This window comes from Methanothrix sp., from assembly GCF_024518575.1.
GTDB lineage: Archaea > Halobacteriota > Methanosarcinia > Methanotrichales > Methanotrichaceae > Methanothrix_B.
Genome location: NZ_JANIHG010000014.1, coordinates 1 through 26,898, shown reverse-complemented (window position 1 = coordinate 26,898; position 26,898 = coordinate 1). Strand labels below are relative to the sequence as shown.

The following is a 26,898-nucleotide window of genomic DNA, read 5'->3' as shown; positions in this document are numbered from 1 at the left end:
AATCTCGTTCGGAGCAATCGATTCCTGCTGTCACATTCAGCCATTCAAGTCCAGAGACCGAGCAGTTTCGTCACCTGCTACCGCACCAGATACTCCTGCCTGAAGACCGGAGTTTCTGCTGCCCCGGGGAGGATTTGTGAGGACATGAGTTTCATCCATGTATGCAGGAGGTTTTATGAGTGACATTCCGGGATGGTTGATGGTCATGCTGCTGGCAATGTCGCCCATATCCGAGCTTCGCGGAGCGATACCGCTGGCAATTGCCTACGGCTACTCGCCCGTGGAGGCATATGCGATATCGGTCCTGGGCAATCTGATCCCTGTGGCCCCTCTCCTGCTCTTTCTGGGCCCGGTATCATCCTTCCTCATGAGATGGCCGCCTGGGTACAGGTTCTTCACATGGCTCTTCTCGCGAACCAGGAGGAAATACATCGAGGGCAGAGAAGGAATTGGATTTGCTGCCCTGATGCTCTTCGTCGCCATACCCCTGCCGATGACCGGCGCCTGGACCGGATGCGTTCTTGCATTTCTCCTCGGATTCAGGTTCCTCCCCGCATTTCTCGCTATATCGCTGGGTGTGCTCATTGCAGGCGTGATAGTGACGACCGCTGTCTCCGGAGCTTTCGCCCTCGGTCATACGATACAGATGGGCATTTGAGGACAGCATGCAAAAGCTGATGCTAGCGCTATCATCCATCTTTCGCGGAGGCACTGGCCATGTATGCGTTTAGCAGGGTGCTTCCAGAGCCAGCCTGCGCACCTCCAGTAGCCAAACATATGAGAGAGCATGATTTCACTCTTGCAGTTTCTCAGCCAGAGCCTGCAGTCTCATCATTCTCACGTGTATCATGCCTTCGGGAGATGAATAACGATCGATGTAACGCCCAGCTATATCCCGAACGAGGGCGGGGCGCAGCTCCGCAGGTATCCTCTGCAGGTAAGGATGCCATGTGGACCTGATGAACCCCTCGAGCGCATCGCGCCCGCTGTGCACCATATCCTTGGGTATGAGCTTCAAGCTCACGATTTGGAGTCCTGCCGCCGGGATCCACCTCTCGTAATCCGCAGGTGTGTAGAAGAAGTACGGGAACTCGAAGTCCATGAAGTAGGGGGCAAAGCGCTCCTCCATGATCACCTCTGATGTGATCTCCAGGAGCTGAGCAGCGTTCCCTCTGCCGCCGCACTGTATGAGCATCCTGCCTCCGGGCACAAGGCTCCTGCATATGCCCCTAAAGACTGAGAGATGATCCCTGATCCAGTGCAGGCACGCGAATGAGACCACTATATCGAACTCCTCCAGGAAGCGGAGATCGAGTGCGTCTCCATGCTCGAATCTCAGGTTCCTGAATGTATCCGACGGGTATCTGCGCCTTGCGAAGGAGATCATATCTGCGGAGATGTCTATTCCGAGAACCGAGCCATCAGGCACGAGCTGCGAGATGTGCGCTGTGATCTTCCCGTCCCCGCACCCGATGTCGAGTATGCGTTCGTCTCCTCTGATCCTCAGCTCGGAGAGCGCGCTCATAGCCCAATCATGCTGTGCCGATGAGCTCCTCTCGTACTCCTCCGGGTCCCATCTGTACATGATATGGCAGTTCAGGCTAATTCCAGATAAAATGCACTGCACACACTGCAAGCCTGAGTGCATATAAGAATGGGTGATATGAGCTACGGTACTCAGGCAGTGAAGCACCGGACCGAATAATTCAGTGTGCATCACGGGATCTTCTGAAGACTCACTCGCCTTCTGGCTGCTCAGCCACAGGCTGCCGATTTCTGTGCTTACATCTCTCCGATTCCAAGGTAAGTGATAGGTGCTCAAGGATGCGAAATATTTAGATAGATTGCTGAAATATTAATATTTGGGGGCTGGAAAGGAACTCGGAGATTGAGTTCACGGTGTTCATGAAGCAAGTTCATAACGGATCTGAAAGGGGTGGGGTATCATGCCGCTCTTTGACATTCCGCCGTGCTCTCATGCTGGGCGCGGCGATCCTGATCGTCAGATCCGCGATCGTTCTGTACCTGGGAGATCAGGAGCAGCAGCGTGTGATCATAGATGATATAATATGGCCGGTGGTCAACGGGCTTGCTGCACTCTCTCTCTTCAGAGCTGCCAGAGCCACAAGATCAATAGATGAGAGGATGTACATCGCATGGGCGTTCTTCGCGGTTGCGCAGGTGCTTTACGCCCTGGGGGACGTGCTCTGGAGCATCCTGGAGATCGGACTGGGAGAGGTGCCGTTTCCGTCGGTTGCTGATGGCCCCTACCTCGCTTACTACCTGTTCTTCCTCATCGGCATCCTTCTGCTGCCAGCCCCGTACCAGAGCGCCTTCGAGCGCCTGAAGTCCATCCTGGACACAGGCATCGTGACGATATTCGCAATCATAATATTCTGGAGCTTTCTCATCGCGCCCACGATCGCGACCCTTGAGGAATCGGATCCTCTCACAAATGCGATCGCAGTCGCGTATCCGGTTGCAGATCTTGTTCTCACGTTCTCAATCATCGCGCTCATCTTCAGAAGAATAGAGCATATAGCCCAGCGCCCCATCATGCTCCTGGCAGCAAGCGCTTTCTTCATGATAGTTGCGGACTCGATATTCATGATAAATGCTCTGAGGGAGACCTATGTGCCCGCAACACTCAACGATAACTTCTGGCTGATCAGCTACATACTCACCGGACTTGCAGGGGTGCTCCAGGTCGAATCCGCCAGCGTGCCAATAAAGACTGCAAAGCGGCCATCATCCGGGTTCACCTGGCCCCTATACCTTCCATACATCTGTGCCATCTCAGCATATGCATTTCTGGTCTGGAGCATTGAGAGAGAGGATGTCAATCTGTACATACGCCATAATCATCTCGCCGCAGGCGTGGGGATGATAATACTGCTGATAGTGATCAGACAGGTAATCGCGATCAAAGAGAACACAATGCTTTACGCGGCCTCCCAGAGAGAGCTGCATCAGAGGATCGCCTCGGAGCGTGAGAAGGAGCATCTTATAAAAGATCTTGAGGCCAAGACATCGGAGATGGAGAGGTTCATATACACCGTCTCCCACGACCTCAGATCGCCTCTGATCACTGTAGTCGGGTTCCTCAGGTTCATGAGGGATGATATCGAGAAGGGCGCGTGGGACAAGGTCAGAAAGGATATCGAGATAGTGGAGGGCGCCATCACGAAGATGGACAGGCTGCTCCAGGACACTCTGGAGCTCAGCCGCATCGGCCGTATGGTGAACCCGCCTGAGGACGTGCCCTTCTCTGATATCGTCAGAGAGGCGCTGGATGTGACCTCTGAAAGGATACGGTCCAGGGGCGTGAGCGTGGATGTGGCGGAGGAGATGCCCGTAGTCCACGTCGACAGGATGAGAGTTGTGGAGATGCTCGTCAATCTCATAGAGAACAGCGCCAAGTACATGGGAGATCAGAGAGCGCCGAGGATAGAGATCGGCTGCATGAGGGACGGCGAAACTGTATTCTATGTCAGAGATAACGGGATCGGGATAGACCCCAAAAACCACAAGAGGGTATTCGAGCTGTTCTACAAGGTGGATAACAGATCTGAGGGCACCGGCGCAGGACTGGCCATCGTCAAAAGGATCGTCGAGGTCCATGGCGGAAGGATATGGATAGAGTCAGAGCTGGGAAAAGGATGCACAGTCTTCTTCACGCTGCCGCTCTCGAAGAAATCTGAAGCAGTATGAATCTAACCTGCACCACTGGATCATACGTACCGGTTTGATGGGCTGCAGGAGAAGTCCCTGGCAGTTAGCACTGGTCATTCATGCCAAACAGCAACATCTATCTCAGGGTGCAGACTCCCGGACAGAAGCGCTTACCTCACCCTCTCGACATTATCAGAATGGCATGAAGGGCATTTCGGCCCGACGCCGATTCCCCTGAACTTTTTGCCGCATGAGCGACAGACGTAATCGGTCGGGAAGAACGACTCGGGATCCCCCATGTCCGGTGGGCCTCCAACCGCACACATTTATCTCACCTCAAGTGTATATCATTAAAAATCATTAATTATACTTTTCGGTATTGGATGCTGTGTTGAATAATGTTTGAGAATCCGATAGCAGAGGCTGGATTCATACGAATTGCAATTTAGTAAAAATCAATAGCTCTCGACCTTAGAGCTCTTAATTATTCAACACAGCAGGTATTGGATGGTGCTGTCAGGGGCGCTGCAGGCTCTGCTTTCACCCATTCAGGATGCAAAGCTTGATTTTAAGGCTCCAGGAACATCTTTTCCTGCGAAATCGATTTAAGAAATGAGGCCGAGAACGGAGATGGATGAGCGACTTCTCTCTCAATCAGTTTCTTGAGGTGGCAGGCACTCCTCCTCTGAACATAGAGATATGCGATGTGACACTGAGGGATGGGGAGCAGATGCCCGGTGTCGTGTTCAAGCCTGAGGAGAAGCTCGAGATAGCCAGGATGCTCGACGAGATCGGCGTCGAGATCATAGAGGCCGGATTTCCGGTGGTCTCAAAGAGCGAGAAGAACGCGGTGAAGGAGGTCTGCAATCTCGGCCTTAACGCGAAGATTTCCGCCCTCTCCAGGTCCAGGCAGTCTGATGTCGATGCAGCCATCGATTGCGGTGTTGATATGGTGAGCGTCTTCATAGCGACCTCCGATCTCCATCTCAAATACAAGCTTCACATGACATGCGCAGAGGCGATAAGATGCGCGCTTGAGACCGTTGAGTACGCGAAGGAGCATGGCTTAATAGTGAGATTCTCAGCTGAGGATGCGACACGAACGGATTTCAATACGCTCAAAAAGCTCTACAAAAAGGCAGAGGAGTACCACGCTGACTATGTGAGCGTGGCTGACACGGTCGGCATAATGAACCCCAGAACGATGTACTACATGATCAGCGAGATCAGAAAGATCGTGGGCGTGCCGATATGCGTTCACTGTCACGACGATCTTGGTCTCGCGCTGGCGAACACCCTTGCTGGCGCAGAGGCAGGTGCAAAGCAGCTCCACACCACAGTCAACGGCATCGGCGAGAGGAGCGGGAACACGCCGCTTGAGGAGCTGCTCGTCAACCTTCGCCTCCACTACGGCATAGATCGCTACGATCTGGGCAGGCTCAAGTCGATATCCTCTGTGGTGGAGAGGTATTCTGGCGTGCCGGTCGCGAAGAACAAGGCTGTCGTTGGAGAGAACGCCTTCGCACACGAATCCGGGATCCATGTCGCCGCGGTCCTCGAGGAGCCCAGGACATATGAGCTCTACTCCCCTGAGATGGTTGGGGCTGAGAGGAGGATCATCATCGGGAAGCACACAGGAGCCAAGGCGCTCAAGTACATCACGAAGAAGATGGGCTACGACCTGGAGAAGAAGGATCTCTGCATACTGGCTGAGAAGGTGAAGACCGCGAGCGAGTTCAAGAGACCGATAACGTGCGATGAGCTGAGACGGCTGATCCTCGATCTCAACATAGAGTTTGTGTACAACGGTCCATAGGTTTGGGGTTTTCTCAAAATACAGATGGCATTGGCACCTTCTGCAGATATCTTCCGAGAGCGTGAGTTTTACCATCAGCGGAGTGTTGCATGAAGAAAGCGATGAGCAATGTTGATGTGGCTGCGATCGCGGCTGAGCTCCAGTCCAGGATAGTCGGGGGATTCTTTGGCAAGGCCTACCAGAGTTCTGGAGATGCAATCTGGCTCACGGTCCAGGCGCGCGAGGGCAGGCTCGATATCATCCTGGAGGCAGGAAGAAGGGCGCACGTCACCAGGAAAGAGAGAGCTGTGGGCAGGACGCCCCCGCAGTTCCCCGCAATGCTCCGCTCCCGTCTCTCCGGCGGAAGAATCGTGAGCGTTGAGCAGCACGACTTCGACAGGGTGCTGGAGATATGTGTTGAAAGAGCAGACGGAAGGTATCGCCTGGTGGTCGAGCTCTTCCCGAAGGGGAACATACTGCTTCTCGATGAGGATATGAGGATCATACTCCCGCTCAGGCCGATGAGCTTCAGGGACAGGAAGCTGATCGCTGGCGAGAAGTACGCGTATCATGCCGGGGCAGAGGATCCGAGGGGCGTATCGATTGAGAGGCTGGAGGAGATCCTGCGCAGCTCAGACACAGATCTCGTGAGAGCTCTTGTCCGCAACCTGAACATGGGCGGGACGTATGGAGAGGAGGTCTGCCTCAGGGCAGGGGTGAAGAAGAACAGCCCTGCAGCAGATCTATCCGAGGAGGAGATCGCAAGGGTGCATTCAGCTCTGAGAGATGTGTTCGATCTCAGCGAGATCAGGCCTCAGATAGTTTATGTGGATGGTGAGCCGTTTGATGTTATCCCCTTCCCGCTGGAGGTTTACAGGGGGCTCGAGGCGAGATCCTTCGAGAGGTTCAGCGATGCACTTGATGAGTTCTTCGTGGCAGAGCCTGAGATGCCAAAGCCAAGCGCTCTTGAGAGAAGGCTGGAGCTCCAGAGGGCTGCTGTCGATGAGCTCAGGGCAAGGGAGAGCCAGATGGCCTCGATGGGCGATCTCATATACCAGCGGTATTCTGAGATCGACTCGATCCTGAAGGCGATAGCAGGCGCTAGGGAAAAGGGGATGTCATACACCGATATCTGGGAGAGGATACGGGGCTCAGGTCAGTCTGTCATAAAATCTCTGGATTACAGCGGCGAGATGGTCGTCGAGCTTGATGGAGTTGCTCTGGAGCTGAATGCAGGTCTCACAGTGCCCCAGAATGCAGGGAGGTACTATGAGCGTGCGAAGGAGCTGGCGAAGAAGGCAGCTGGAGCAGAGGAGGCTCTGAGAAATACAGAAGAGCTCCTCCAGCGCGGGGAGGAGCGCAGAAGGTCTACTGGTTTGAAAAGAAGGCAGAAACCGAGATGGTTCGAGAGGTTCAGGTGGTTCTTCTCCTCAGACGGATTCCTGGTCATAGGTGGCAGGGATGCGGATGGCAACGAGGAGATATACCTCAAGTACCTGGAGAAGAGGGATCTCGCGTTTCACACAGACTACCCTGGAGCGCCTCTGACTGTGATAAAGACAGAGGGGAGGGAGGTGCCGGAGAGCACAGTGCAGGAGGCGGCACAGTTCGCTGTGAGCTACAGCAACCTCTGGAGGGAGGGCGTGGCCTCGGGCGACTGTTACATGGTCGGAGGGGATCAGGTCACGAAGACTCCGGAGCACGGCGAGTTCCTCCGGAAGGGTGCGTTTGTCGTACGCGGAGAGCGCAGGTATCTGAGAGATGTTCCTCTTGGGGTTGCGCTGGCGATCGCCGATGGCTCTCTTATAGGTGGGCCGGTCTCGGCTGTGAGATCTAAAAGTTCAGGAGCGATCGAGCTAGAGCCGGGCGAGTACATGCCTGACGATCTCGCGAAGATGATCTACAGGCAGCTGCTCGAGATCTGCGAGGACAGAAGATACCTGAAGGCGATCGCGTCCCCTGATAAGATAGTGGCGTTCCTGCCACCCGGCGGATCCAGGATCAGGCGGTTCGATTTGAGAGAGCTCGGCTTTTAGAGAGCGCGTATCTCGTCAATCGCCTTAACCGAAAAACTTATATTCGACGAAAGCCGTAAGGATGATCGGGCAAAAGTCGGAGATTGTTTTTCCTCCCTCCTACATCCCACAACGGCTTTTGCTCGCACTTCTCTTCTTATTACACATCAGCATATGAAGTATATTCCCAGCGCAACCATGGATACTGCAGAGAACTTTCTCATAACAGCACCTCTGCAGGTGTCCTCCTCGATTATTCCTGAATACACCGACCTGATGACCAGTATGGATATGAATGTCATCATCGGCTGTAGCGCGCCAACGCCATTCACGAGCGCAAGCGGCCCACTGGCATATGCGAATATGAATAGGATCATCCCCAGGAACTGAAATGCCTCCTCCACAAGTATGGAGCACAGGGTCTGCGCGTTCGAGGCCATCATTGAAAGGCCTGCAGCTCCCCCCGATCTCAGAAACGGCATCACAGCTGCGAGGTTTCCGAATGTGGACCATATGTACATATCCCATTCTCCCATCGAGCAGAGAAGGCACTTCATTGCGAGATAGTAGATCGTGTTCATCACCCAGTACGGGAGAATGTGCCTCAGAGCCGGGGTGGTGAGCGAATCTGGACTGTATGCGACGATGAGCGAGCTCAGAAGTATGAGCGCTGCTCCAGCGTAGTTCCTCGCCGGCAAGCTCTCACCGAGGAGCGACGCCGAGAGGATGAATACAAGAACCACGTAGAAGTACTCCAGCGATGTCACCCTCGAGAGCTCATCCTCCTTGATCGCCCTCAGGAAATACACTGTCGGGAGGACCTGGAGGCTGCCAAGAGCCACGGCGAAAAGCGAATCCGGAAACAAAAACGCAGGTCTTATAAACGCGAATGCAGTCATTGCGAAAACCTGCTGGGCCAGCACCTGGCACAGCAGATAGACCTTCGGCTCCTGCATGTAACGGTCCAGTATGAGCTTGTCCAGCAGTCCTGCAAGCGTAAATGATACCGTGCCGAACAGGGCGAGAAGGATCCAGCTCACATTTGAAACCATCTCCATCTGTGCTTAAGTATGTTACTGATGAGCAGTACGTACTTCAGATCAGACATGCTCTGATAATGGAAAAGGTGTCTCTGATCCTGCCTGAACGGCACTGCGCTGCGAATACGAGGGCGAGTCTCAGAATGCCGGTCACTGGCCGGTTCCACATCTCTGGTTCCACATATCCGATGCAGCACTCAGAGAAAGCTTTAACACATAAAATGGGAAGATAGAGATCCAACAGGCTTAAAGGGTGGCGAGTAAAATCCGGCTGAGAGGCGATGCACTGCCTTTGGATCTCATTGTGGTGGCTGCACTGGCTCTGCTCACTGCGGCCATCGGCATGAGCGTCCATGCTGATGCGATCTCGTTCGCGCTTCAGGCGCTTCTGCTCTATGCGCTCATATCAGCAGTGCTTCCCGAGAACGACCCGCTCGGATCTGTTTCACAGAGGATCGCACTAAGCATCTTTCTGGCGCTGGTGATGTTGCTGGCGGAGATCGCGCTGGGCCTTCGGGAAATTCCCGTGCTGATTCTTGCTGTCCTGGTCTTGATTCTCGCGGTCCTTGCGCATATCCGCAGGGGCGCGGTCCCGAGGAGGAGGCGTTTCTCTCTCCAAACCCACCGCTACGGCCTAAGGAGCAACCGAGGTGCTATCCCGCAGAACATCGTCCCCGCAATCGTTCTTCTTCTGATGATCGCTGCCATATCTTTCGGCTACGTGACTGTGAAGAGCGAGAAGCGGGAGGGTTTCACGGAGTTCTACGTGACCGGTCTGAGCATGAAGAGCGATGGGCGCGCGACAGCGATCTTTGGAGTCATAAACCATGAGGGAGCGGCTGCGAACTACACGATAGCTGTTGAGATGAATGGAACTCTGGCGGCTCAGAGGAATACGCACCTGGCTGATGGTGATGCACACGAGGAGACGCTGGAGTGGAGCATGCCCGAAGACGCAGGAGATCTCTGCGCGCTCAGAATTGCTCTCTACAGGGACGGCGAGATGATAAAGGATTACCAGAAAACTATGAGGATCAGCGATTACTTCACAGAAACGCCTCCGGAGAACGTTTCAGCAGGCGGGGAGACGCAGTCCCTTAACATCACTTCGAATGTCACGAATGTCTCGAAGAACATCTCGCAGGGCGCATCTCTGCGCAGCACATCGCTGGCTGCCACGCGGAGTGGGTCATCGGGATCCGGTGGCTCTGGATCGTCAAGCGGCTCTGGCTCCACATCCCCTCCTGAAAGGGATGAGAGCGCTGGTTCTGAGATGCCGCAGAACGAGAGCAGGACGCCTGTGGATAATATGACCGGCAATGTATCAGGCGCCGCAGCAAGGCCTCACGAAAACGCAACCGCCGTCGCGAACACCACGTTCCCTGCTTCCATCGTTGATGCTTTGATGAACGCTTCCGCCAGCCAAAATCAGACGAAAGAAGATTCGCATGGCGTTGCTGAGAGATCAACGAATGCATCCACAGCCTCACCGAATATCGAGAACACGAGTGCAGATCATTTGTCTCCAGCATCTCTTAACGAGATGAACAGGAGCATGAGCGCGCCGGAGAATACATCCCAGTGGATCGCACCTCTGAACCTGCGCCCCGAGATCGAGAGCCTTGTGCCGGATAAGGAGAGCCCCCAGAAGGTCGGAACCACGGTTGTCTGGACTGTCAGGGCATCTGGACCTTCGGATGGGATGAGCTACAGGTTCTTTTTGAACGGCAGGCCGATCACCGGCTGGAGCAGCAGCCCGAGCTGGACGTGGTACACATCGGGAATCCCAGCTGGCGAGTACAACGTGAGCGCTTGTGTGAGGGATTCGAATCACACAGACTGCGAGGATACGGCATGGTCGCTGTACAAACTCATTCCTGTGAACCTGCCGCCGGAGCTCACAGCTCTGATCTCAGATCCAGAGGGGCCGCAGCCTCAGGGCGCACAGATCAGATGGTCTGCTGCCGCGTCAGATCCGGAGAACAACACGCTTCTTTACAGGTTCTATGTTGACGGCCATCCTGCTGGAGAGTGGTCTGGATCTGGCGTGTTTGTTATGAACACATCCGGTCTCGCTCCCGGGAATCATACTCTCCGCGTTGATGTTAGGGATGGCCTCCATTCATCTGAAAGTGATGATTCTCTGGAGAGGGTCATAGAGATCGTGGAAGCAAACGCCCCTCCGAGGATCACGGGACTGGCGCCTGACAGGGAGAGCCCCCAGCCAGTTGGATCGGCGATAAAATGGACAGCCTCCGCAGATGATCCCGATAACGATACCGTCCTATACAGGTTCCTGGTCGATGGCGTCGTGGTGAGCGACTGGTCTGCGAAACCCTGGTTCGTATGGAACACGAGCGGCTACAGCGAGGGGGAGCACAGGGTGAGCGCTCTGGCCAAGGACGATCGTCACAAGGATCACGACAGGAAGGATGTGGTCTTCTCTCTTGAAAAGAAGAACTCTCCACCAAGGGCGCTGAGCCTCCTGCCTGACAGGGGGGACCCGCAGCCAGTTGGCTCGAGGATCACCTGGAGCGTACTGGCAGAGGATCCAGATAACGATCCGATCCTGTACAGGTTCTTTGTTGATGGCGTGGCTGTGAGCGAGTGGTCGTCATCCGCGGTATTCGAGCTCGATACATCCGGGCTCCGTCCTGGCAATCACATGTTCACCGTTCATGTGAGAGACGGCATGCATGCAGATCATGATGATGCAAAGGAGAAGGGCTTCGAGCTCAGCGCCCCCAACAGGCCGCCGGCCAGGCTGAAGCTCTCATCCTCTCCAGAAAGCCCGCAGCCTGTGGGCTCGATGATAACATGGACCGCATCAGCGGATGATCCTGACAACGACACGCTTCTGTACAGATTCTCGCTGAACGGAAAGGTTGTGTCCGACTGGTCTTCGTCAGGTACCTGGATATGGAACACATCCGGTTTACCTTCCGGGGAGTACCTGGTTGGGGTGTGGGCCAGGGACGGACAGCATGCAGGTTCCACGGGCTTTGATTCTGCTCAGACAGCGAAGTTCATCCTGAACCCTGAGAATCGACCACCTGAGGTGATATCCCTCACATCTGACAGGGCCGGACCTTTCGAGCCCGGGGATGATGTGATATGGACAGCGGAGGCGAGGGATCCCGAGGGCGATGCGCTGCTGTACAGGTTCTTTGTCGATGGCGTGGCTGTGAGCGACTGGTCGGGCACAGGCCGATGGACTTTGAGAGTCTCAGAGGAGGGAAGGCACAGCATAACAGCGGTTGTGAGGGATGAGGCCCATGAGAACGGCCAGAGCATAACATCCGAGTTCACGGTGGAATCAAAGAGGGTCGTGAACCAGCCGCCTGTGATCGAAAGTCTCACACCGGATCTGAGCAGCCCGCAGCACGCCGGCATATCTGTGATATGGACCGCAGTGGCGCACGATTCGGAGAGCGATCCGCTCCTTTACAGATTCCTGGTGGACGGCTCGCCCGCCACAGACTGGTCGCCGTCCGGCAAGTTCACATGGAACACCGTGGGTGTGGCAACGGGTGATCACAACATCACCGTGCAGGTCAGGGATCGAAGCAGCATCAGCAGCGTGTCAGTCAATTACACAATAAGATCCATGGTGGACGAGGCTCTCAGCGGCATTGGACCGAAGGGCAGCGCTGCCCTAGGGAGCAAGAACGTGACATCAGTAAGGGTTGGAAGGTAGGAGGTTTCATGAACGCGATCAGATCTATCTGGCCATTGGTCCTGATCCTGGGATTGATCTCAGCATCTCATGCGTATCCTTTCCAGGGGAGCAATGGCGCTGTCACATGCGTTGTCTTTGATGGATACAAGAGCCACTATGATATAAACACCAGCTCACTCTTTCTCGATGTTGGGATGACACGAGGGATCAACGCGACGTTCGAGGTTGTGGATCAGAACAACAACACCTATCCGGTGGATCTCAGTCGCTCGAGGGCGCTGCAGCCGGGGAGGTTCGCCCTGGTCTTCATGCTTCCCAGGACCTCGGATCCATCATACCTGACCGTGATCCCTGAGGGGAGCAGCCCCTTCTCCATCGCATGGGACAAGCCTGTCAAGTACACCAATGGGGTTGCGAACTTCAGGTTTTACGGTATAACAGACTGGCTCCTCTCCAACACAAGCCAGACGGTATCAATGGAGATAAGCCTGTCAAACAACGCGACCGAGGGCGAGATAATAATGAGCCCTGAGAACTTCACGCTGGTCGATCAGTGGGGCTGGAGGTACTTTGCCGATGCCACGTTCTCTCCGGTAATCATACCACCGAAGAGCATAATGAAGAGAGAGATAACGTTTGCGAGCATCTCGCCCAGAAGCAGGCCGGCTCTTCTCGAGTACGACTTCGCAAGTGATCACGCGATCCAGATACCCCTTGACACAAGTCTGATCGAGATACAGATGAGCGTGCCTGTTGAAGCTTCTGCGGAAGTGCCGGCTGAGGCTGCACCTGCTGCAGCCGGGGTGAATGAGACCACAAACGTGACCCAGACACTCCCACAGCTACCTCCACAGATGGAGGAGCAGAAGCCCATGACAACTCAGGAGAAGGTGCTGGCTGCGCGCGAGAGGCTGGCCAGCGTGCAGGAGATGATGCGGAGAAAGTGATGGGTCGAGCGATGGGATCTCCCGATCCCCTCCTCTCATCATGGCATTCAAGCGCGATCCGTCGCGCTGGTCCTGCAAAAGGGTTTTATACCGGATCTGCGTTCTCTAGCTTGTATCCCACAGAAGCGGGGTGGGGTAGCCAGGAAATCCCGACGGGCTCATAACCCGTAGATCAGTAGTTCAAATCTACTCCCCGCTACTTCTCATTGCTGTAAATTGGATTAACAGAACGAATTACCGCGCGTCGCATGCTTTTCGATGCTGAACCTGCCTCAAGAGGGCTTCAGCAATCGATGGCGCTATGCATCTGATTTTCAGGACCCAGCTCACCGGATCGATCCAAGGATGCAATTTCAGGAATTGGCACTCACTGGCATAACGGTCACACATCTTCAGACCAGAGCTGTTGATCTCAATGACAAGATGACCTGCCGTAGCACTGCCGGTTATTTTGAGACCGCCTCAATATCTGCAAATTTTCATGCGTAGTGTGCACGCTGCGACTAACGCTGTCCGATCCGACAGGGAAAGCTATATTATCTGATTTATCAATCAGTCCTACCACCTGGAGGGATTGCGTGAAGGATTACCTCACCATGGATGATCTCATACTGGAGAACAAACGGGTGCTGGTGAGAGTTGACATCAACTCACCGATGGACCCCACGGGAAGGATTCTGGACGACAAGAGGCTCAGGAGCCATCTTGATACATTGAAGGCCCTGGAGGACTCCAAGGTCGTTCTGATGGCCCACCAGTCTAGGCCTGGCAAGAAGGACTTCTCCACCATGGAGCCGCATGCAAAACAGCTGACAAAGCTCTTGAGGAAGGACGTGAACTACGTTGATGATATATTCGGCAGCACCGCCAGGGATGCGATACGCTCCCTCGAGTCGGGTGAGGTTCTGCTGCTGGAGAACACCAGGTTCTATGCGGAGGAGAGCCTCTCGAGGAGCCCTGCAGACCACGCAAAGAGCCATATGGTGCAGAAGCTCGCCCCGCTCTTCGATGTCTTCATAAATGATGCTTTTGCTGTATCACACAGATCTCATCTCTCTGTTGTTGGCTTTACAGAGGTCCTGCCGAGCGCAGCCGGGATCCTCATGGATAGAGAGATCCAGGCGCTCGATAAGGGTCTGAAGGCCAGTGAGCATCCGTGCGTCTTCGCACTTGGCGGCGCGAAGGTCGACGACTCGATAAAGGTCGCCCAGAACGTTCTCAGGCGCGGTGCGGATTCTGTTCTCGCTCTGGGTCTCGTCTCTGTAGTTTTTCTGATGGCAGCTGGAGTGAATGTGGGCGAGACAAACCGCAGGTTCGTGGAGAGCCAGGGGTACCTGGATCAGGTCGAGATCGCTCGGAAGATCCTGAATGAGCGCCCTGGAAAGGTCATTCTGCCAAGGGACATCGCCGTCGATAAGGATGGCGAGAGGCTCGAGGCGAGCGTGGAGAGCATACCCGACTACCCCATCTCAGATATCGGGCTCGAGACGATAGTTGAGTTCTCGAAGATCCTGAGATCCGCGAGGGTTGCGGTGCTCAACGGGCCTGCCGGCATAACCGAGAAGGAGAAGTTCGTTCTCGGAACGGCCGAGATCCTGAAGGCCGCGACGGAGGCAGGCTACTCGATAGCCGGCGGTGGCCATACTGTCGCCGCGATCGAGAAGCTCGGCCTGGAGTCGAGGTTCTCGCACGTGAGCATGGGCGGCGGCGCGAGCATAACATACCTCTCCGGAGAGCCGATGCCAGGAATCGAGGCGCTGAAGAGCGCTGCAGCGAGGTACAGGAAGCTCTGATGGCTCCCAGGGCATCTTCACGTGTAAATGAAGGGCATCCCTGGAAACCATCCGCATCAACTTCAAAAAATCGATGGCCACGCGCACCTCAGGCGGATCAGGCCTTCAGCCTGTCAAGTGCTGCCTCAGCCAGCTCTGCCAGCAGCCTTCCTGGAGGATAGCACGCCTCCATTGCGGCAGCCCCGCGGTGGCCGCCGCCGCTCCCGTCATGCATTCTGGCCACGCTCTTCATCAGCTCCGCGAGGTCGATGCCGGCCTGTACCGCTCTGAAGCTCGCCCTTCCGCTCACCCTGCAGACCCCGCAGTGGCTGCTGGCTGCGAACGCGATATCAGCGCCCAGGTCGAGAAGCGCCATGGCAGAGGAGCCCTCGAATGCACTCACCTCTGTGCATGCGATTATCCACTCGCCCCTCCAGGTGATCCTCGCTCTGGTCGCGGCCTTGAGCACTGCCACACGCTGTGAGAATTCCAGGGGAGCTCTGGAGAGGACCTCCATGACCTCGCCGTAATCCACATCACCGGCCTCCAGGATCTCGTACACGCATCTGAATGTCTCTGCTGAGGCGTGCCTGAACCTCCCTGTGTCAGAGACTATTCCTGCGACGAGGGCAAGCGCGACCCCTCTGGGGATCTCGGATGCTCTGCCGGAACTCTTTACGATATCCCACACGATCTGAGCTGTCGAATTCACCTCTCGCTGAATGTAGAACTCTGCATCCTCCAAGAGATCTGTATCGAGATGGTGATCTATGACGCCGTACCTCTGTAGCTTCGCGCCGCCTATCTGTGAGCTCACTGAGGTATCAACAAGAACGACCAGTTCGTAGGAGTTGAGATCCGGGTCTATTAATGGCTTTATTCCTATCGAATCTGCAAGCTGGATGGCAGACCTGCTCAGATCGCCAAAGACCCCGATATCGCCGCCGAAAAGCCAGCTGAGAGCGAAAGCGCTCCCTATCGCGTCAGGGTCTGCGTTCCTGTGGCACAGATATATCTTCCTGTGGCCGCAAAGGTGTTTTATGGCATCGGATTCGGGAATGCGCATGCTTATGCGATCTTCTCCTTCTCGTCATGCTCCGCATCAAGGTCGCAGCGGAACAGAAAACAGTGGTACGGTGTTCGCCTTATAGAAATCTTTTTCCCAGAGCATATCCGATTAGGGATCATGCATGTACTCATAACCGGCGCCGGTGAGATCGGCTACCGGCTGGCAGAGATGATGGCGGCAGAGCACGATGTGACTCTCATTGACAAGGACATCGCCGCACTGAGCCGCCTCGAGGGCATGGACCTGAAGCTGCGGGAGGGGAACGCGGCAAATGCGAGGCTTCTCGAGGAACTCGATGTCGAGGATATGGATCTGGTCATGGCGGTCACAGGCAGCGATGAGATAAACATAATCACATGCATAATAGCGAGCCGGATGGGCGTCACACACACAATAGCCAGGGTCAGGAACCCCGAGTACATCGATCAGCCGGTGAAGCCTCTGAAGGAGCTGGGAATAGAGTACATGATCTGTCCGGAGCTTGTCATGGTCGAGGATCTCGCCAGCACGATCTCGTTTCCGGCGGCTCTGATGAACAGAAGGCTCGCCGGCGGTATGCTCGAGCTGATCGAGCTCAAGGTGAGCGAGGAGATGCCGCTCGTCGGCCAGGTCGGGGACCTGAAAATACCCAGAGGCTCGAAGATCGTCGCTGTAAAGAGCAATGGCAAGGTCAGGCTTGGCGATCCGAATATCACAGTGAAACCAAATGATCATGTGACCATGCTGATTGATCCGAGAAGCGTCGCGGATCTGAGGCAGAGCATACATGAGAATGCAAGGGACGAGAAGGCTGTCATAGTCGGTGGGGGGCTTGTGGGCTTCTATCTGGCCCAGCGGCTCGAGAAGATGGGCATAGATCTGAAGCTCATCGAGATCGACAACCAGAGGTGCAGGGAGATCTCAACATATCTCTCGGATACCATGATCCTGAATGGGGATGGGACAGACATATCTCTCCTGACAGAGGAGGGGGTGGGGGATGCGGATGTCGTCTTTGCGGTCACAGGGATCGACGAGAAGAACCTTCTGAGCTCACTTCTCTCAAGGCAGCTCGGCGCGAAGAAGATCATATCGAGGGCGAACAGAAGCTACTACGTAAAGCTCTTCGAGCGTGTCGGCATAGACAGGGCTGTAAGCCCCGGGCAGGTCACTGCAGATGCAGTTCTCTGGCTCGCCATGGGAAGCGAGGAGATGGTGACGCTGAGCGATGAGGGCATGACACTGATGGATTTCGCGGTCAGGGCAAACTCCAGGCTAGTGGACAAACATCTCATGAAGGAGTTGCCATCAGGCGCAATTGCCGGGATGATCCTCAGAAACGGTCTTCCTCTGGTCCCGGATGAGCAGACGATCCTGGAGGAGGGGGACAGGGTCTTCGTCGTCTCATATCAGTCGTCCGTCTCCAGGGTCAAGAAGATCTTCGCGTCATGAGGGCTCAGCACGACTGTTCGACCGATGCGGACTGCTCTTGATCTCTGCGAGGATGCTGCACCTTACGGCATCCAAACAGCCGGTCTCTTCGGGAGTGGATATCCCGATACCTGCCGGAAGATGCTTTCCAGCATCGCCTGGGATCTTCAATCCTAACTAAGGCTTATATAGATGGAATCAGAAGTTTTTGGGTCCGAGTTAATGCTTACACAAGTTCAGTGGTGCGTGTTATGGGCAAGAGAAAGAAGATCGCAGAGCGTGTGATAGCTCTGATGGACAAGCCCGAGATGATCAGAAACATCGGGATAGTTGCGCATATAGATCATGGAAAGACGACGCTATCAGACAACCTCCTGGCAGGCGCGGGGATGATCTCCATGGAGCTCGCTGGGAAGCAGCTCTTCATGGACTTCGACCCTCTCGAGCAGGCGAGGGGCATAACCATAGATGCAGCAAACGTCTCCATGGTCCATGAGTATGAGGGGAAGGAGTATCTGATCAACATGATCGATACTCCGGGACACGTGGATTTCGGCGGCGACGTCACACGAGCGATGCGCGCTGTTGATGGCGCTGTGGTTGTTGTGGATGCTGTTGAGGGCGCAATGCCGCAGACTGAGACCGTTCTGAGGCAGGCGCTTCGCGAAGGTGTTCGTCCTGTTCTGTTCGTGAACAAGGTCGACAGGATGATCAACGAGCTCAAGGTCGAGAAGAAGGAGATGGCAGTTCGCCTTGGAAAGGTCATCGATAACATCAACAAGCTCATCAGGAGCATGGACGAGGAGCACTACAAGGCCGGCTGGAGGCTGGATGCTGCAAACGGCAGCGTGGCATTCGGCTCAGCCCTCTACAACTGGGCCATAAGCGTTCCGCAGATGAAGAAGACCGGCATAGGCTTCGATCAGGTCTACGAGTACTGCCGCTCAGACAGAATGAAGGAGCTTGCAGAGAAGTGTCCTCTCTATGTTGCGGTCAACGACATGATAATCCGCTTCCTGCCGAGCCCGCTCGAGGCACAGAAGAACAGGATCAGGGTCATATGGAAGGGCGACTGGAGCAGCCCGGTGGGAAAGGCGATGGCAGCGTGCGATCCGAACGGGCCTGTTGCGTTCATGGTCACGAAGATCAAGGTGGATCCGCATGCGGGAGAGGTCGCAACAGGACGCCTCTTCTCAGGCACGCTTGTTCGCGGCATGGAGCTTCACATCTCAGGGGTGCCCCACACCAACAGGATCCAGCAGACGGGCATCATGATGGGAGCTGAGCGGATAGAGGTAGAGAGGATTCCAGCGGGGAACATCGCAGCTGTCACCGGCCTGAGAGACGCGATCGTGGGCTCGACCGTCTCCAGCGATCCGAACATGACACCCTTCGAGGTGATCAAGCACGTATCTGAGCCGGTCATGACGGTCGCGGTCGAGGCGAAGAACATGCGCGATCTCCCCAAGCTCATAGAGGTCCTCCGCCAGACAGCAAAAGAGGATCCGACGCTACAGATAACGATCAACGAGGAGACAGGCGAGCATCTCATGGCAGGTATGGGCGAGCTCCACCTGGAGATCGTGGCGACCAGGATCCAGAGGGACAAGGGCGTCGAGATAAAGACATCTCCTCCGATAGTGGTCTACAGGGAGTCTGTGACCGGCAAGGCAGGGCCTGTCGAGGGCAAGTCTCCGAACCATCACAACAGGTTCTACATAGAGATAGAGCCGCTGGAGCCTGGCGTGATCGAGGTCCTCAAGGAAGGAAAGATCAACATGAAGATGGAGGAGGTCGAGCGGAGGAAGATCCTCATAGAGGCAGGCATGGACAAGGAGGAGGCCAGGAACGTCGTGAACTTCATCGGAACCAATATGTTCCTGAACATGACAAAGGGAGTCCAGTACCTCAAGGAGACCATGGAGCTCATACTCGAGGGCTTCGAGGAGGCGATAACTGCAGGTCCGATCTGCAGGGAGCCGGTTCAGGGGATAAAGGCGAAGCTGGTGGATGTAAAGCTCCATGAGGATGCTGTCCACAGAGGACCCGCTCAGGTGATACCCGCGGTCAGGCAGGCGGTCCAGGCTGGAATACTCATGGCGAACCCGACGCTGCTGGAGCCGATGCAGAACGTCTTTATACAGGTGCCCCAGGACCAGATGGGAGGGGCCATGTCCGAGATCCAGGGTCGCAGGGGTGTAATCCTGAGCATGGAGACTCAGGGGGACATGATCACGATCAAGGCCAAGATGCCTGTCGCAGAGATGTTCGGATTCGCAGGCGCGATCCGCTCCGCCACAGAGGGCAGGGCGCTCTGGTCCACCGAGTTCGCAGGATTCGAACCGATCCCCGCAAACCTGATGCTGGATACGGTTCGGCAGATCAGGACCAGAAAGGGATTGAAGCCTGAGATGCCGACGCCGAGCGACTATCTCAAGGCGTGAATCGCTGGAAAAGATTTAAAGGCAGAAAGAAAATACGGATGAAACCACTTGAAAGGAGATGAATAAAATGGCAGAGACAAAGCCTCACCTTAATCTGGCATTCATCGGACACGTTGACCATGGCAAGTCAACGCTTGTCGGAAGGATGATGTATGAGATGGGGGCCATCGATGAGCATACCATCGAGGAGTACAGGAAGGAAGCTGCTGCGAAGGGCAAGGCGACATTCGAGTTCGCCTGGGTCATGGACAGCCTGAAGGAGGAGCGCGAGAGGGGTGTAACCATAGATATCGCTCACCAGCGCTTCGACACAGACAAGTACTACTTCACAGTGGTCGACTGCCCCGGTCACAGGGATTTCGTGAAGAACATGATCACAGGCGCCAGCCAGGCTGATGCAGCGGTGCTGGTTGTTGCTGCGCCCGATGGCGTGATGGCCCAGACGAAGGAGCACGTCTTCCTTGCGAGGACTCTTGGCGTGACCCAGCTGATCGTGGCCATAAACAAGATGGACGCGACAGAGCCGCCATATGATGAGAAGAGGTTCAAGGAGGTCAAGGAGGAGGTCGGCAAGCTCCTTAGGATGGTTGGGTACAAGGTCGATGAGATCCCGTTCATACCGGTATCCGCATACAACGGCGATAACGTGGTGAAGCACAGCGACAAGACCAAGTGGTACACAGGTCCGACCATACTCGATGCGCTGAACGCGCTGAAGGAGCCGCAGAAGCCGGTTAACCTCCCGCTCCGCATACCCGTGCAGGATGTATACACGATCTCTGGCGTCGGCACTGTGCCTGTCGGGCGCGTTGAGACCGGCGTGCTCAAGAAGGGAGACAAGATCATATTCGAGCCAGCACACGTCACAGGCGAGGTCAAGTCCATAGAGATGCACCACCAGGAGATCCCCGAGGCGTATCCCGGAGACAACATCGGGTGGAACGTCAGGGGCGTCAGCAAGAACGACATCAAGAGAGGAGATGTCTGCGGCCACGTGGACAATCCGCCGACAGTGGCAAAGGAGTTCACCGCCCAGATCGTTGTGCTGCAGCATCCGAGCGCGATCTCCGTTGGCTACACGCCCGTCTTCCACTGCCATACCGCGCAGGTGGCGTGCACGATAACCGAGATCAAGGCCAAGCTCGATCCCAGGACCGGCTCTGTAAAGGAGCAGAACCCGGCGTTCATAAAGACGGGTGATGCTGCCATCATCGCTGTCAGGCCGACAAAGCCGATGGTGATCGAGAAGGTCAAGGAGATCCCGCAGCTCGGCAGGTTCGCGATCAGGGATATGGGCATGACGATCGCCGCGGGCATGTGCCAGAACGTGACTCCAAGATAAAACCGGTGTCTTAGCATGCAAAAGGCGAGGATACGGCTCTCCGGGACGAACCCCGCGACGCTTGATGATATATGCAACCAGGTGCGCGGGATCGCCCAGAGGACTGGAGTGCACATGGCGGGCCCGATTCCGCTCCCGACCAAGAGGCTCGTGGTTCCCTGCCGCAAGAGCCCTGATGGCGAGGGCTCTGCGACCTGGGACCACTGGGAGATGAGGGTTCACAAGCGGCTGATAGATCTGGATGCGGATGAGAGGGCCCTGAGGCAGCTCATGCGGATCCAGGTCCCCAAGAACGTGAACATCGAGATAGTGCTCGAAAGTTAGCTGGACTCGTAGTATAGTCTGGATAGAACAGAGGCCTCCGGAGGTTTCCCCGGGGATAGCCTCAAACCCGGGTTCGAATCCCGGCGGGTCCGCTACTTTAATTTTATTTTTGAATGTGATTCTTTGGTTTTGCATGTGCGAGATAGTTCTGGTCGGCAGGTCGAATGTTGGCAAGTCCACGCTCTTCAGAGCTCTCACCGGAGAAAAGGTTCCGATCGGAAGAAGGCCTGGTGTGACTGTGCGCCCTTATTCTGTCAGAATCGGCAGTCTGACCTATGTAGACATGCCTGGCTACGGGTTCATGAAGTACCGGAGCTGGGAGGAGCAGGAGCGCGTTAAGGATCTCATAGTGAGGTACCTCGAGGACCATGCTGACAGAATAATAACAGCAGTCCAGGTGACAGATGCTGCGTCGTTCCTGGAGATCGCGGAGAGGTGGGAGAGGAGGGGTGAGGTGCCTGTGGAGATCGAGATGTGGGATTTTCTCTGTGATCTGAAGCTCAATCCGATACTGGCCGCAAACAAGATCGACAGGATCTCCAATAAGGATCAGGTCATGGACTGGATCGCGGAGCGTCTGGGAATGGAGCCGCCGTGGAGGCGATGGGATGACAGGATCGCGCCGATATCCGCGAAGCGCGGCGAGATCGAGCCGCTCAGGAATCTGCTTAAATCAAGGATAGAGCTCAGCAGAGGGAAATGCTGAGGGTATATCCAATGAGAGCACAGAGGTTCACAAAAATGAGACACCGAATCTGCCGGTGTCTTGAATCGCTCTGAAGATCATCTCTGCATGCCAAAAAGCCATTCGGTCTGGAGTAGACCAAACTCGGGATACTGCCTCTGCACCAAGGCTCTATTCGCGCGCTGCTGTCAGGCTGTGCTGTTCTTTATCGATGGCAGCGTGAAGAAGACCGTGCAACCCTTTCCCGGCTCAGACTCTATCCAGACCCGACCGCCGTGCGTTTCGATTATCTTTTTGACGATCGCAAGGCCGGCGCCGGTCCCCTCTGATCTGCTGTCGATCTTGTAAAAGAGCCTGAATACGCTGCTGTGATGCTTCGGATCTATACCAATCCCGTTATCCCTGACGTAAAAAACAGCCTCTCCGTTCTTCCTGCAGCCGATGTGTATCTGCGGTTTCCTCTGATCCCCCATGTACTTCACGCTGTTGTCTATCAGATTGACAAGAACCTCGACAGCCCTGACCCTGTTGACGTAAACATCAGGCAGATCGGGATCGACCACCACATCAACACCTTTGGACACCAGCTTTTCCCTCGTGAGAGTGAGAGCTTCGTTCACGATATCTGCAAATTGAACTCGATCCCGCGAACCCAGGAATCTACCAATCCTGCTGATCCTCAGCGTGTCCTCCAGCATCGCGTTTATGCTGTTCACTGCGGTCTCTATTACTCTCAGATCATCCTCTACCCTTCTGGAGTTTCCGGCGCGCATGTCCTCTCTGAGGAATCCGAGAAAGCCGCTGATTGTGAGCAGTGGAGCTCTCAGGTCGTGGGATATCGTGTACAGTAGCCACTCCATCTCATCGTTCTTCGATTTGAGCTCTGAGGTCCGATCGGATACGAGCTTCTCCAGCGTCCGGTGGGTGCTCCTGAGCATCGCCTCTCTGGCCCTCTCCTCACTGATGTCACAGCTTAGGATCTGCGCACGTATGCGATCTGAGCTGAGCGGATGAACCCATGTCCTCAGATGCACCCTCTCTCCATCTGGTCTGGTGCAGATATGCTCGAAGCTGGAGCTATTGCCCGAGTTCATGATATCGAGTATGCGCGAACGAGCCTCGCTATCTGCGAATGGTGGATGCTCTGTTCTGTTGATCTCCTCCACATCCAGTCCGGTTATTGATGTGAACGCCGGGTTTGCGAGCACAACCCTGCATTCCCGATCCAGATACGCCACGCCCACCGGCAGGCTCTCGAAGAGATGTCTGAAAATATCATTCGAGGCATCGAGATCTTCCAACGCCATACATCCCACAGAACCTCCTGAAATGTACACGGGATCAAAATATAAAAAAATTCCGCCACAACCTGCTGTGTTGAATAATTAAGAGCTCTAAGGTCGATAGCTATCGATTTTTACTAAATTGCAATTCGTATGAATCCAGACTCTGCTATCGGATTCTCAAACATTATTCAACACAGCACCACAACCCAAACTTCAGCAGGCGAATCTTGTTTCCAGCACATGTGGCCCATCAAAGGGCAGCTGAATACTTTGTCACAGGTTCTCTCTGAGGAGCTGGTACACCACATAAACAGCTATCACAAAGATGGCAAGCTTCGCCAGCCACATCAGCGGGCCCCAGAGTATCACCACGAGAACCACTGCCAGTACCAAGAGTATCAGGTTTCTGTCCTTTCTCTTGAATCTGCTCATGAGAGATACAGTGCAGTGATAGGTTATATAAATGATTGGCCTGGGGGTGGTCGAGATCCGGATCTGGAAAAGGCTCCTGGAATTATAGTACCCCAGGATCTCCGGAACTGCCAGGCTATGCTGGACAAAGCCTATATCCAGGCAGATATTCATGAAGAGGAGGAGCGTGGTTCAGATACGGGCTGTCGCTGGCTGTGCGCTGTTCATGAGCATGCTGCTGCTCTCAACCGTCTCCGCCCAGGATATCGGCTGCAACGCGAGCGATGGAATCTGCAGGATCGTCTCTGCAGCCGAGATTCTCGGAAAGATCCGCGCCGGGGAGCCTGTGATATACGAGAACGTCTTCGTCTCGGGGGATATCAACCTCAGCAGGATCGGAAAGCCCGTCTTCTCTCCTATAAAGATAGTGAACTCGACGATCAACGGCTCGCTGATGATCAGCGGCGTTGAGTTCATGACCCCCCTGAACCTCAGCGGCACGGTATTCTCAGGGGGCGTGGTCGCGACGGGCGCGAGCTTCGGTTCTGATGTATCCTTTGCGGGTGCGCATCTCCTTAGGGGCGCTGAGTTCACCCTGACAAAATTCGGGGGAACTGCGAACTTCGTCGGGACGAACTTTCACGGGCCGGTGAGCATGAGCTATGCACAGCTCTCCAAGGTGGGGAGCTTCGAGGGTGCCGCTTTCTGGGATTATGCGGACCTCTCGAACGCGCAGTTCATGGATGATACGAGCTTCGAGAACGTCCATTTCCTGGGAAGGGTGAGCTTCGAGTTCGCGCACTTCTACCAGCTCGTCTCTTTCTGGCGATCCGTATTCCACGGTGAGACCAGCTTTGCGAACAGCGAGTTCTCCGGAACGGCCAACTTCATCAAGGTGAGTTTCGACGAGAACGCGATATTCATGGGATCAAGGTTCTCTCATGATGTCACATTCAGCGGGGCGCAATTTTCTAAACCGGCTGTATTCGGCCTTGCAGCCTTCCAGGGGTTCTCGGACTTCTCGAGCGCTCTCTTCCGCTCTGTCGCCTTCTTCGGGCTCGCCAAGCTCGAGGACAACACGAGATTCGTGAACACCACCTTTTATGGAGATCTCGTGCTGACAAGCTCGCGGATATACTCGATGCAGCTTGAGAACGCCACGTTCTCCAGTTCCTCCAGGATTTACCTGAACGAGGCTGATTTCACGAGGATGCTCGCGCGGTGGTCTCTGATAAAGGATCATCTCGTTTACGACAGCGCTGCGTACCTTGCACTGGTGAAGAACTACAAGAACCTGGAGTGGAGGGATGACGCGAACGACTGCTACTACCGGTACAGGAGGATCGCCCAGTCGTCAGAGCCATGGGGTCTGGAGAAGCTGATCGATGTGATCTCCTGGCTCTCATGCGGTTATGGTGTTAGGCCCAGCTACACCATATTCTGGTCGATGTTCATGATTATTCTGTTCGGGGTGATCTACTGGATCGGCAACGGGATAAGGGAGATAGAGTGGGAGAATCTATCGGACGAGGCGCGAGAGGGATCGGAGGAGCCGGATCCTGAGGAAAACGAGAGCGAGGAGCCACAGGCTGAGAGGCGGATACCTTTCTCCGACTCGATTTTCTTCAGCGCGATGTCGTTCACATCCCAGTCGCCTGCGTCCCTTTATCCTGTCGGCATGTACAAGCACGTGAGCATGATCGAGGGGATCCTCGGCTGGTTCCTGCTGGGGCTGTTCGTGGTGGTGCTGAGCGGGATGCTGATACGATAGGAGTCAAAAGATATCTGGGACGCGCTCAGACATCAAATCGTTGAGGTTGCGGCAATCTTAATTGCAATACAAAAAAGACGCTCTTATCCATCTGATGACTTGCCCGATGAGGCACTAATCATGATGCGCTCCTGGCGAATGAATGAGTGTATTCAGCAACCGGCTTCAAGTTGCTGAATACATAAGAGCAAAAAAGATGGCATTGGTTGTCTCACTGTGTGGCATTTGTCGCTGTAGTTGCAGCAGACTGGTTTATGGCAGTCTGATTTATGTTTATTACGCGTATAGTGGCATTGATGCCAGTCTCGGCTCTGCTCTCCTCGCATGTGGGGCATTCCTCTGTGGTCTCATCTGCTGGCAGTGCTGATACGTCGCGCACATTGTATCTGGCCATTTTACCCAGCTGCTCTGTTGTGACGAATGTGGCATTCTTCGATTTTGCATAATCCATGAACCTGTTCAGAGCATCCAGGTAATCTCCAGATCCTGATATGGAGGTGGTCAGGAGTATCACCATCGGCTCGTCTTTACCCTGGATCTCCTCGAACTTGCTGATGAGAGCATCATACCACTGGGATGCATTCATTCCATTTTCGGTGAAGTATTTATCGTGGAGGACGACTTTTTTGCCCGAGAGGATGTATGTGCTCACAGGGACCGCATAGAAGTCATGTCCCTTCACCGGATAGGGCCAGACGTCATTTTCATGTCCTGGCTCGTATAAAATTCCGGCCTTGTATCCACCGTTGTATTTTATGCCCAAATAGTCCAGTAACTTATATGTATCCTGGTTCTGATCGAAAGACTGCGGCATAAAGCTCTTAACTATTATCTCGTTTACGTCACAGATTTTACAGGCTTCCACGTAATGCTTTGAGGTCTCTAAAAGCATCTTCTGGTCGATATAGGATAATTCGCTGATCTTTTCATCCGAATGTTTTCCGGACATTCCCAGCTCAAAACCGGACTCCAAACCTATTCGCGTGAGCAGAAGCCGGGCGTGTGTATTGATGAAATCCTGGGTTGCAAAGACTGTGGCAACCAGTCCTCTTTTGTTAATGTTGTCGTACAGGTTCTTAAGTTCGGTCTCCGCAGCATACGCCACCTCTTCAGTGGCTGATTGGGGCATGTCGGTGGAGATCATCAGGTTGATTACTGTGGGTTGATCTTCAGCCTGTGACACTCCAGCAAATGTTACAATTGAAAGGAGCGCAATTATGCCAAATATTGCTACAG

Annotated in this window: 20 protein-coding genes and 2 tRNA genes; 15 read left to right on the top strand and 7 right to left on the bottom strand. The window is 54.8% G+C overall.

Annotation, left to right across the window (positions count from 1 at the left end):
- Positions 1 to 175 precede the first annotated feature (175 nt).
- A complete protein-coding gene (locus NQU42_RS04470; protein ID WP_296609396.1) occupies positions 176 to 658 on the top strand; it encodes a small multi-drug export protein in 483 nt (160 codons plus the stop codon).
- A 135-nt stretch (positions 659 to 793) separates the two neighbouring features.
- Here the strand turns inward: NQU42_RS04470 and NQU42_RS04465 are convergent, their stop codons facing one another.
- Entirely contained in the window at positions 794 to 1,585 is a 792-nt protein-coding gene (locus NQU42_RS04465) for a class I SAM-dependent methyltransferase (RefSeq protein ID WP_296609394.1), read from the bottom strand.
- A gap of 320 nt (positions 1,586 to 1,905) precedes the next feature.
- Here NQU42_RS04465 and NQU42_RS04460 point away from each other — a divergent pair, with 320 nt between their 5' ends.
- Positions 1,906 to 3,711: a HAMP domain-containing sensor histidine kinase gene (locus NQU42_RS04460; protein ID WP_296609414.1), complete on the top strand. Its 1,806-nt coding sequence runs from the start codon at positions 1,906 to 1,908 to the stop codon at positions 3,709 to 3,711.
- 131 nt (positions 3,712 to 3,842) lie between these two features.
- On the opposite strand, the gene NQU42_RS04455 is transcribed toward NQU42_RS04460, so the two are convergent.
- A complete protein-coding gene (locus tag NQU42_RS04455; protein ID WP_296609391.1) occupies positions 3,843 to 3,998 on the bottom strand; it encodes a hypothetical protein in 156 nt (51 codons plus the stop codon).
- A 308-nt stretch (positions 3,999 to 4,306) separates the two neighbouring features.
- Here NQU42_RS04455 and NQU42_RS04450 point away from each other — a divergent pair, with 308 nt between their 5' ends.
- Positions 4,307 to 5,488 carry a homocitrate synthase family protein gene (locus tag NQU42_RS04450; RefSeq protein ID WP_296609389.1) on the top strand — a complete coding sequence of 394 codons (1,182 nt, stop codon included), beginning with the start codon at positions 4,307 to 4,309 and terminating at the stop codon, positions 5,486 to 5,488.
- Positions 5,489 to 5,577: 89 nt separating this feature from the next.
- Positions 5,578 to 7,503 (top strand): ribosome rescue protein RqcH, encoded by a 1,926-nt coding sequence (gene rqcH / locus NQU42_RS04445; RefSeq protein WP_296609387.1) that lies wholly within the window; start codon positions 5,578 to 5,580, stop codon positions 7,501 to 7,503.
- 146 nt (positions 7,504 to 7,649) lie between these two features.
- Here the strand turns inward: rqcH and NQU42_RS04440 are convergent, their stop codons facing one another.
- A complete protein-coding gene (locus NQU42_RS04440) occupies positions 7,650 to 8,540 on the bottom strand; it encodes a hypothetical protein (RefSeq protein ID WP_296609386.1) in 891 nt (296 codons plus the stop codon).
- A 274-nt stretch (positions 8,541 to 8,814) separates the two neighbouring features.
- Here NQU42_RS04440 and NQU42_RS04435 point away from each other — a divergent pair, with 274 nt between their 5' ends.
- The 4 genes from NQU42_RS04435 to NQU42_RS04420 all read left to right on the top strand — a co-directional run bounded on the left by NQU42_RS04435 (position 8,815) and on the right by NQU42_RS04420 (position 14,941).
- Entirely contained in the window at positions 8,815 to 12,219 is a 3,405-nt protein-coding gene (locus NQU42_RS04435; RefSeq protein ID WP_296609384.1) for a DUF1616 domain-containing protein, read from the top strand.
- 8 nt (positions 12,220 to 12,227) lie between these two features.
- On the top strand, positions 12,228 to 13,148 hold the full coding sequence (locus NQU42_RS04430) for a hypothetical protein (RefSeq protein WP_296609382.1): 921 nt from the start codon (positions 12,228 to 12,230) through the stop codon (positions 13,146 to 13,148).
- A gap of 124 nt (positions 13,149 to 13,272) precedes the next feature.
- Positions 13,273 to 13,347, top strand: a tRNA-Met gene (locus tag NQU42_RS04425).
- Positions 13,348 to 13,726: 379 nt separating this feature from the next.
- A complete protein-coding gene (locus tag NQU42_RS04420) occupies positions 13,727 to 14,941 on the top strand; it encodes a phosphoglycerate kinase (protein ID WP_296609381.1) in 1,215 nt (404 codons plus the stop codon).
- A 97-nt stretch (positions 14,942 to 15,038) separates the two neighbouring features.
- On the opposite strand, the gene NQU42_RS04415 is transcribed toward NQU42_RS04420, so the two are convergent.
- On the bottom strand, positions 15,039 to 15,986 hold the full coding sequence (locus NQU42_RS04415) for a DHH family phosphoesterase (protein WP_296609379.1): 948 nt from the start codon (positions 15,984 to 15,986) through the stop codon (positions 15,039 to 15,041).
- A 120-nt stretch (positions 15,987 to 16,106) separates the two neighbouring features.
- Here NQU42_RS04415 and trkA point away from each other — a divergent pair, with 120 nt between their 5' ends.
- From trkA to engB, 6 genes are all read left to right on the top strand, one after another.
- The gene (gene trkA, locus NQU42_RS04410) at positions 16,107 to 17,420 is read left to right on the top strand and encodes a Trk system potassium transporter TrkA (protein WP_296609378.1); all 1,314 of its coding nucleotides are present in this window, start codon (positions 16,107 to 16,109) and stop codon (positions 17,418 to 17,420) included.
- Positions 17,421 to 17,650: 230 nt separating this feature from the next.
- A complete protein-coding gene (locus NQU42_RS04405; protein WP_296609376.1) occupies positions 17,651 to 19,843 on the top strand; it encodes an elongation factor EF-2 in 2,193 nt (730 codons plus the stop codon).
- A 67-nt stretch (positions 19,844 to 19,910) separates the two neighbouring features.
- Positions 19,911 to 21,185, top strand: coding sequence for a translation elongation factor EF-1 subunit alpha (tuf, locus tag NQU42_RS04400; RefSeq protein ID WP_296609374.1), 1,275 nt, complete (start codon positions 19,911 to 19,913; stop codon positions 21,183 to 21,185).
- Positions 21,186 to 21,200: 15 nt separating this feature from the next.
- The gene (rpsJ, locus tag NQU42_RS04395) at positions 21,201 to 21,509 is read left to right on the top strand and encodes a 30S ribosomal protein S10 (RefSeq protein WP_296609372.1); all 309 of its coding nucleotides are present in this window, start codon (positions 21,201 to 21,203) and stop codon (positions 21,507 to 21,509) included.
- A 2-nt stretch (positions 21,510 to 21,511) separates the two neighbouring features.
- Positions 21,512 to 21,601: transfer RNA gene (locus NQU42_RS04390), tRNA-Arg, on the top strand.
- A 41-nt stretch (positions 21,602 to 21,642) separates the two neighbouring features.
- Positions 21,643 to 22,215 (top strand): GTP-binding protein EngB, encoded by a 573-nt coding sequence (gene engB / locus NQU42_RS04385; RefSeq protein WP_296609371.1) that lies wholly within the window; start codon positions 21,643 to 21,645, stop codon positions 22,213 to 22,215.
- A 167-nt stretch (positions 22,216 to 22,382) separates the two neighbouring features.
- Here engB and NQU42_RS04380 read toward each other — a convergent pair whose 3' ends face one another.
- On the bottom strand, positions 22,383 to 23,501 hold the full coding sequence (locus NQU42_RS04380) for an ATP-binding protein (protein WP_296609369.1): 1,119 nt from the start codon (positions 23,499 to 23,501) through the stop codon (positions 22,383 to 22,385).
- Between the two features lie 252 nt (positions 23,502 to 23,753).
- Positions 23,754 to 23,912, bottom strand: a complete 159-nt coding sequence (locus NQU42_RS04375; protein ID WP_296609368.1) for a hypothetical protein — start codon at positions 23,910 to 23,912, stop codon at positions 23,754 to 23,756.
- 151 nt (positions 23,913 to 24,063) lie between these two features.
- Between NQU42_RS04375 and NQU42_RS04370 the strand changes: the two genes are divergently transcribed.
- Positions 24,064 to 25,662: a pentapeptide repeat-containing protein gene (locus NQU42_RS04370; protein WP_296609366.1), complete on the top strand. Its 1,599-nt coding sequence runs from the start codon at positions 24,064 to 24,066 to the stop codon at positions 25,660 to 25,662.
- A gap of 211 nt (positions 25,663 to 25,873) precedes the next feature.
- Here the strand turns inward: NQU42_RS04370 and NQU42_RS04365 are convergent.
- The coding region (locus NQU42_RS04365) for a hypothetical protein (RefSeq protein WP_296609365.1) at positions 25,874 to 26,898 on the bottom strand (1,025 nt) is incomplete at its 5' end.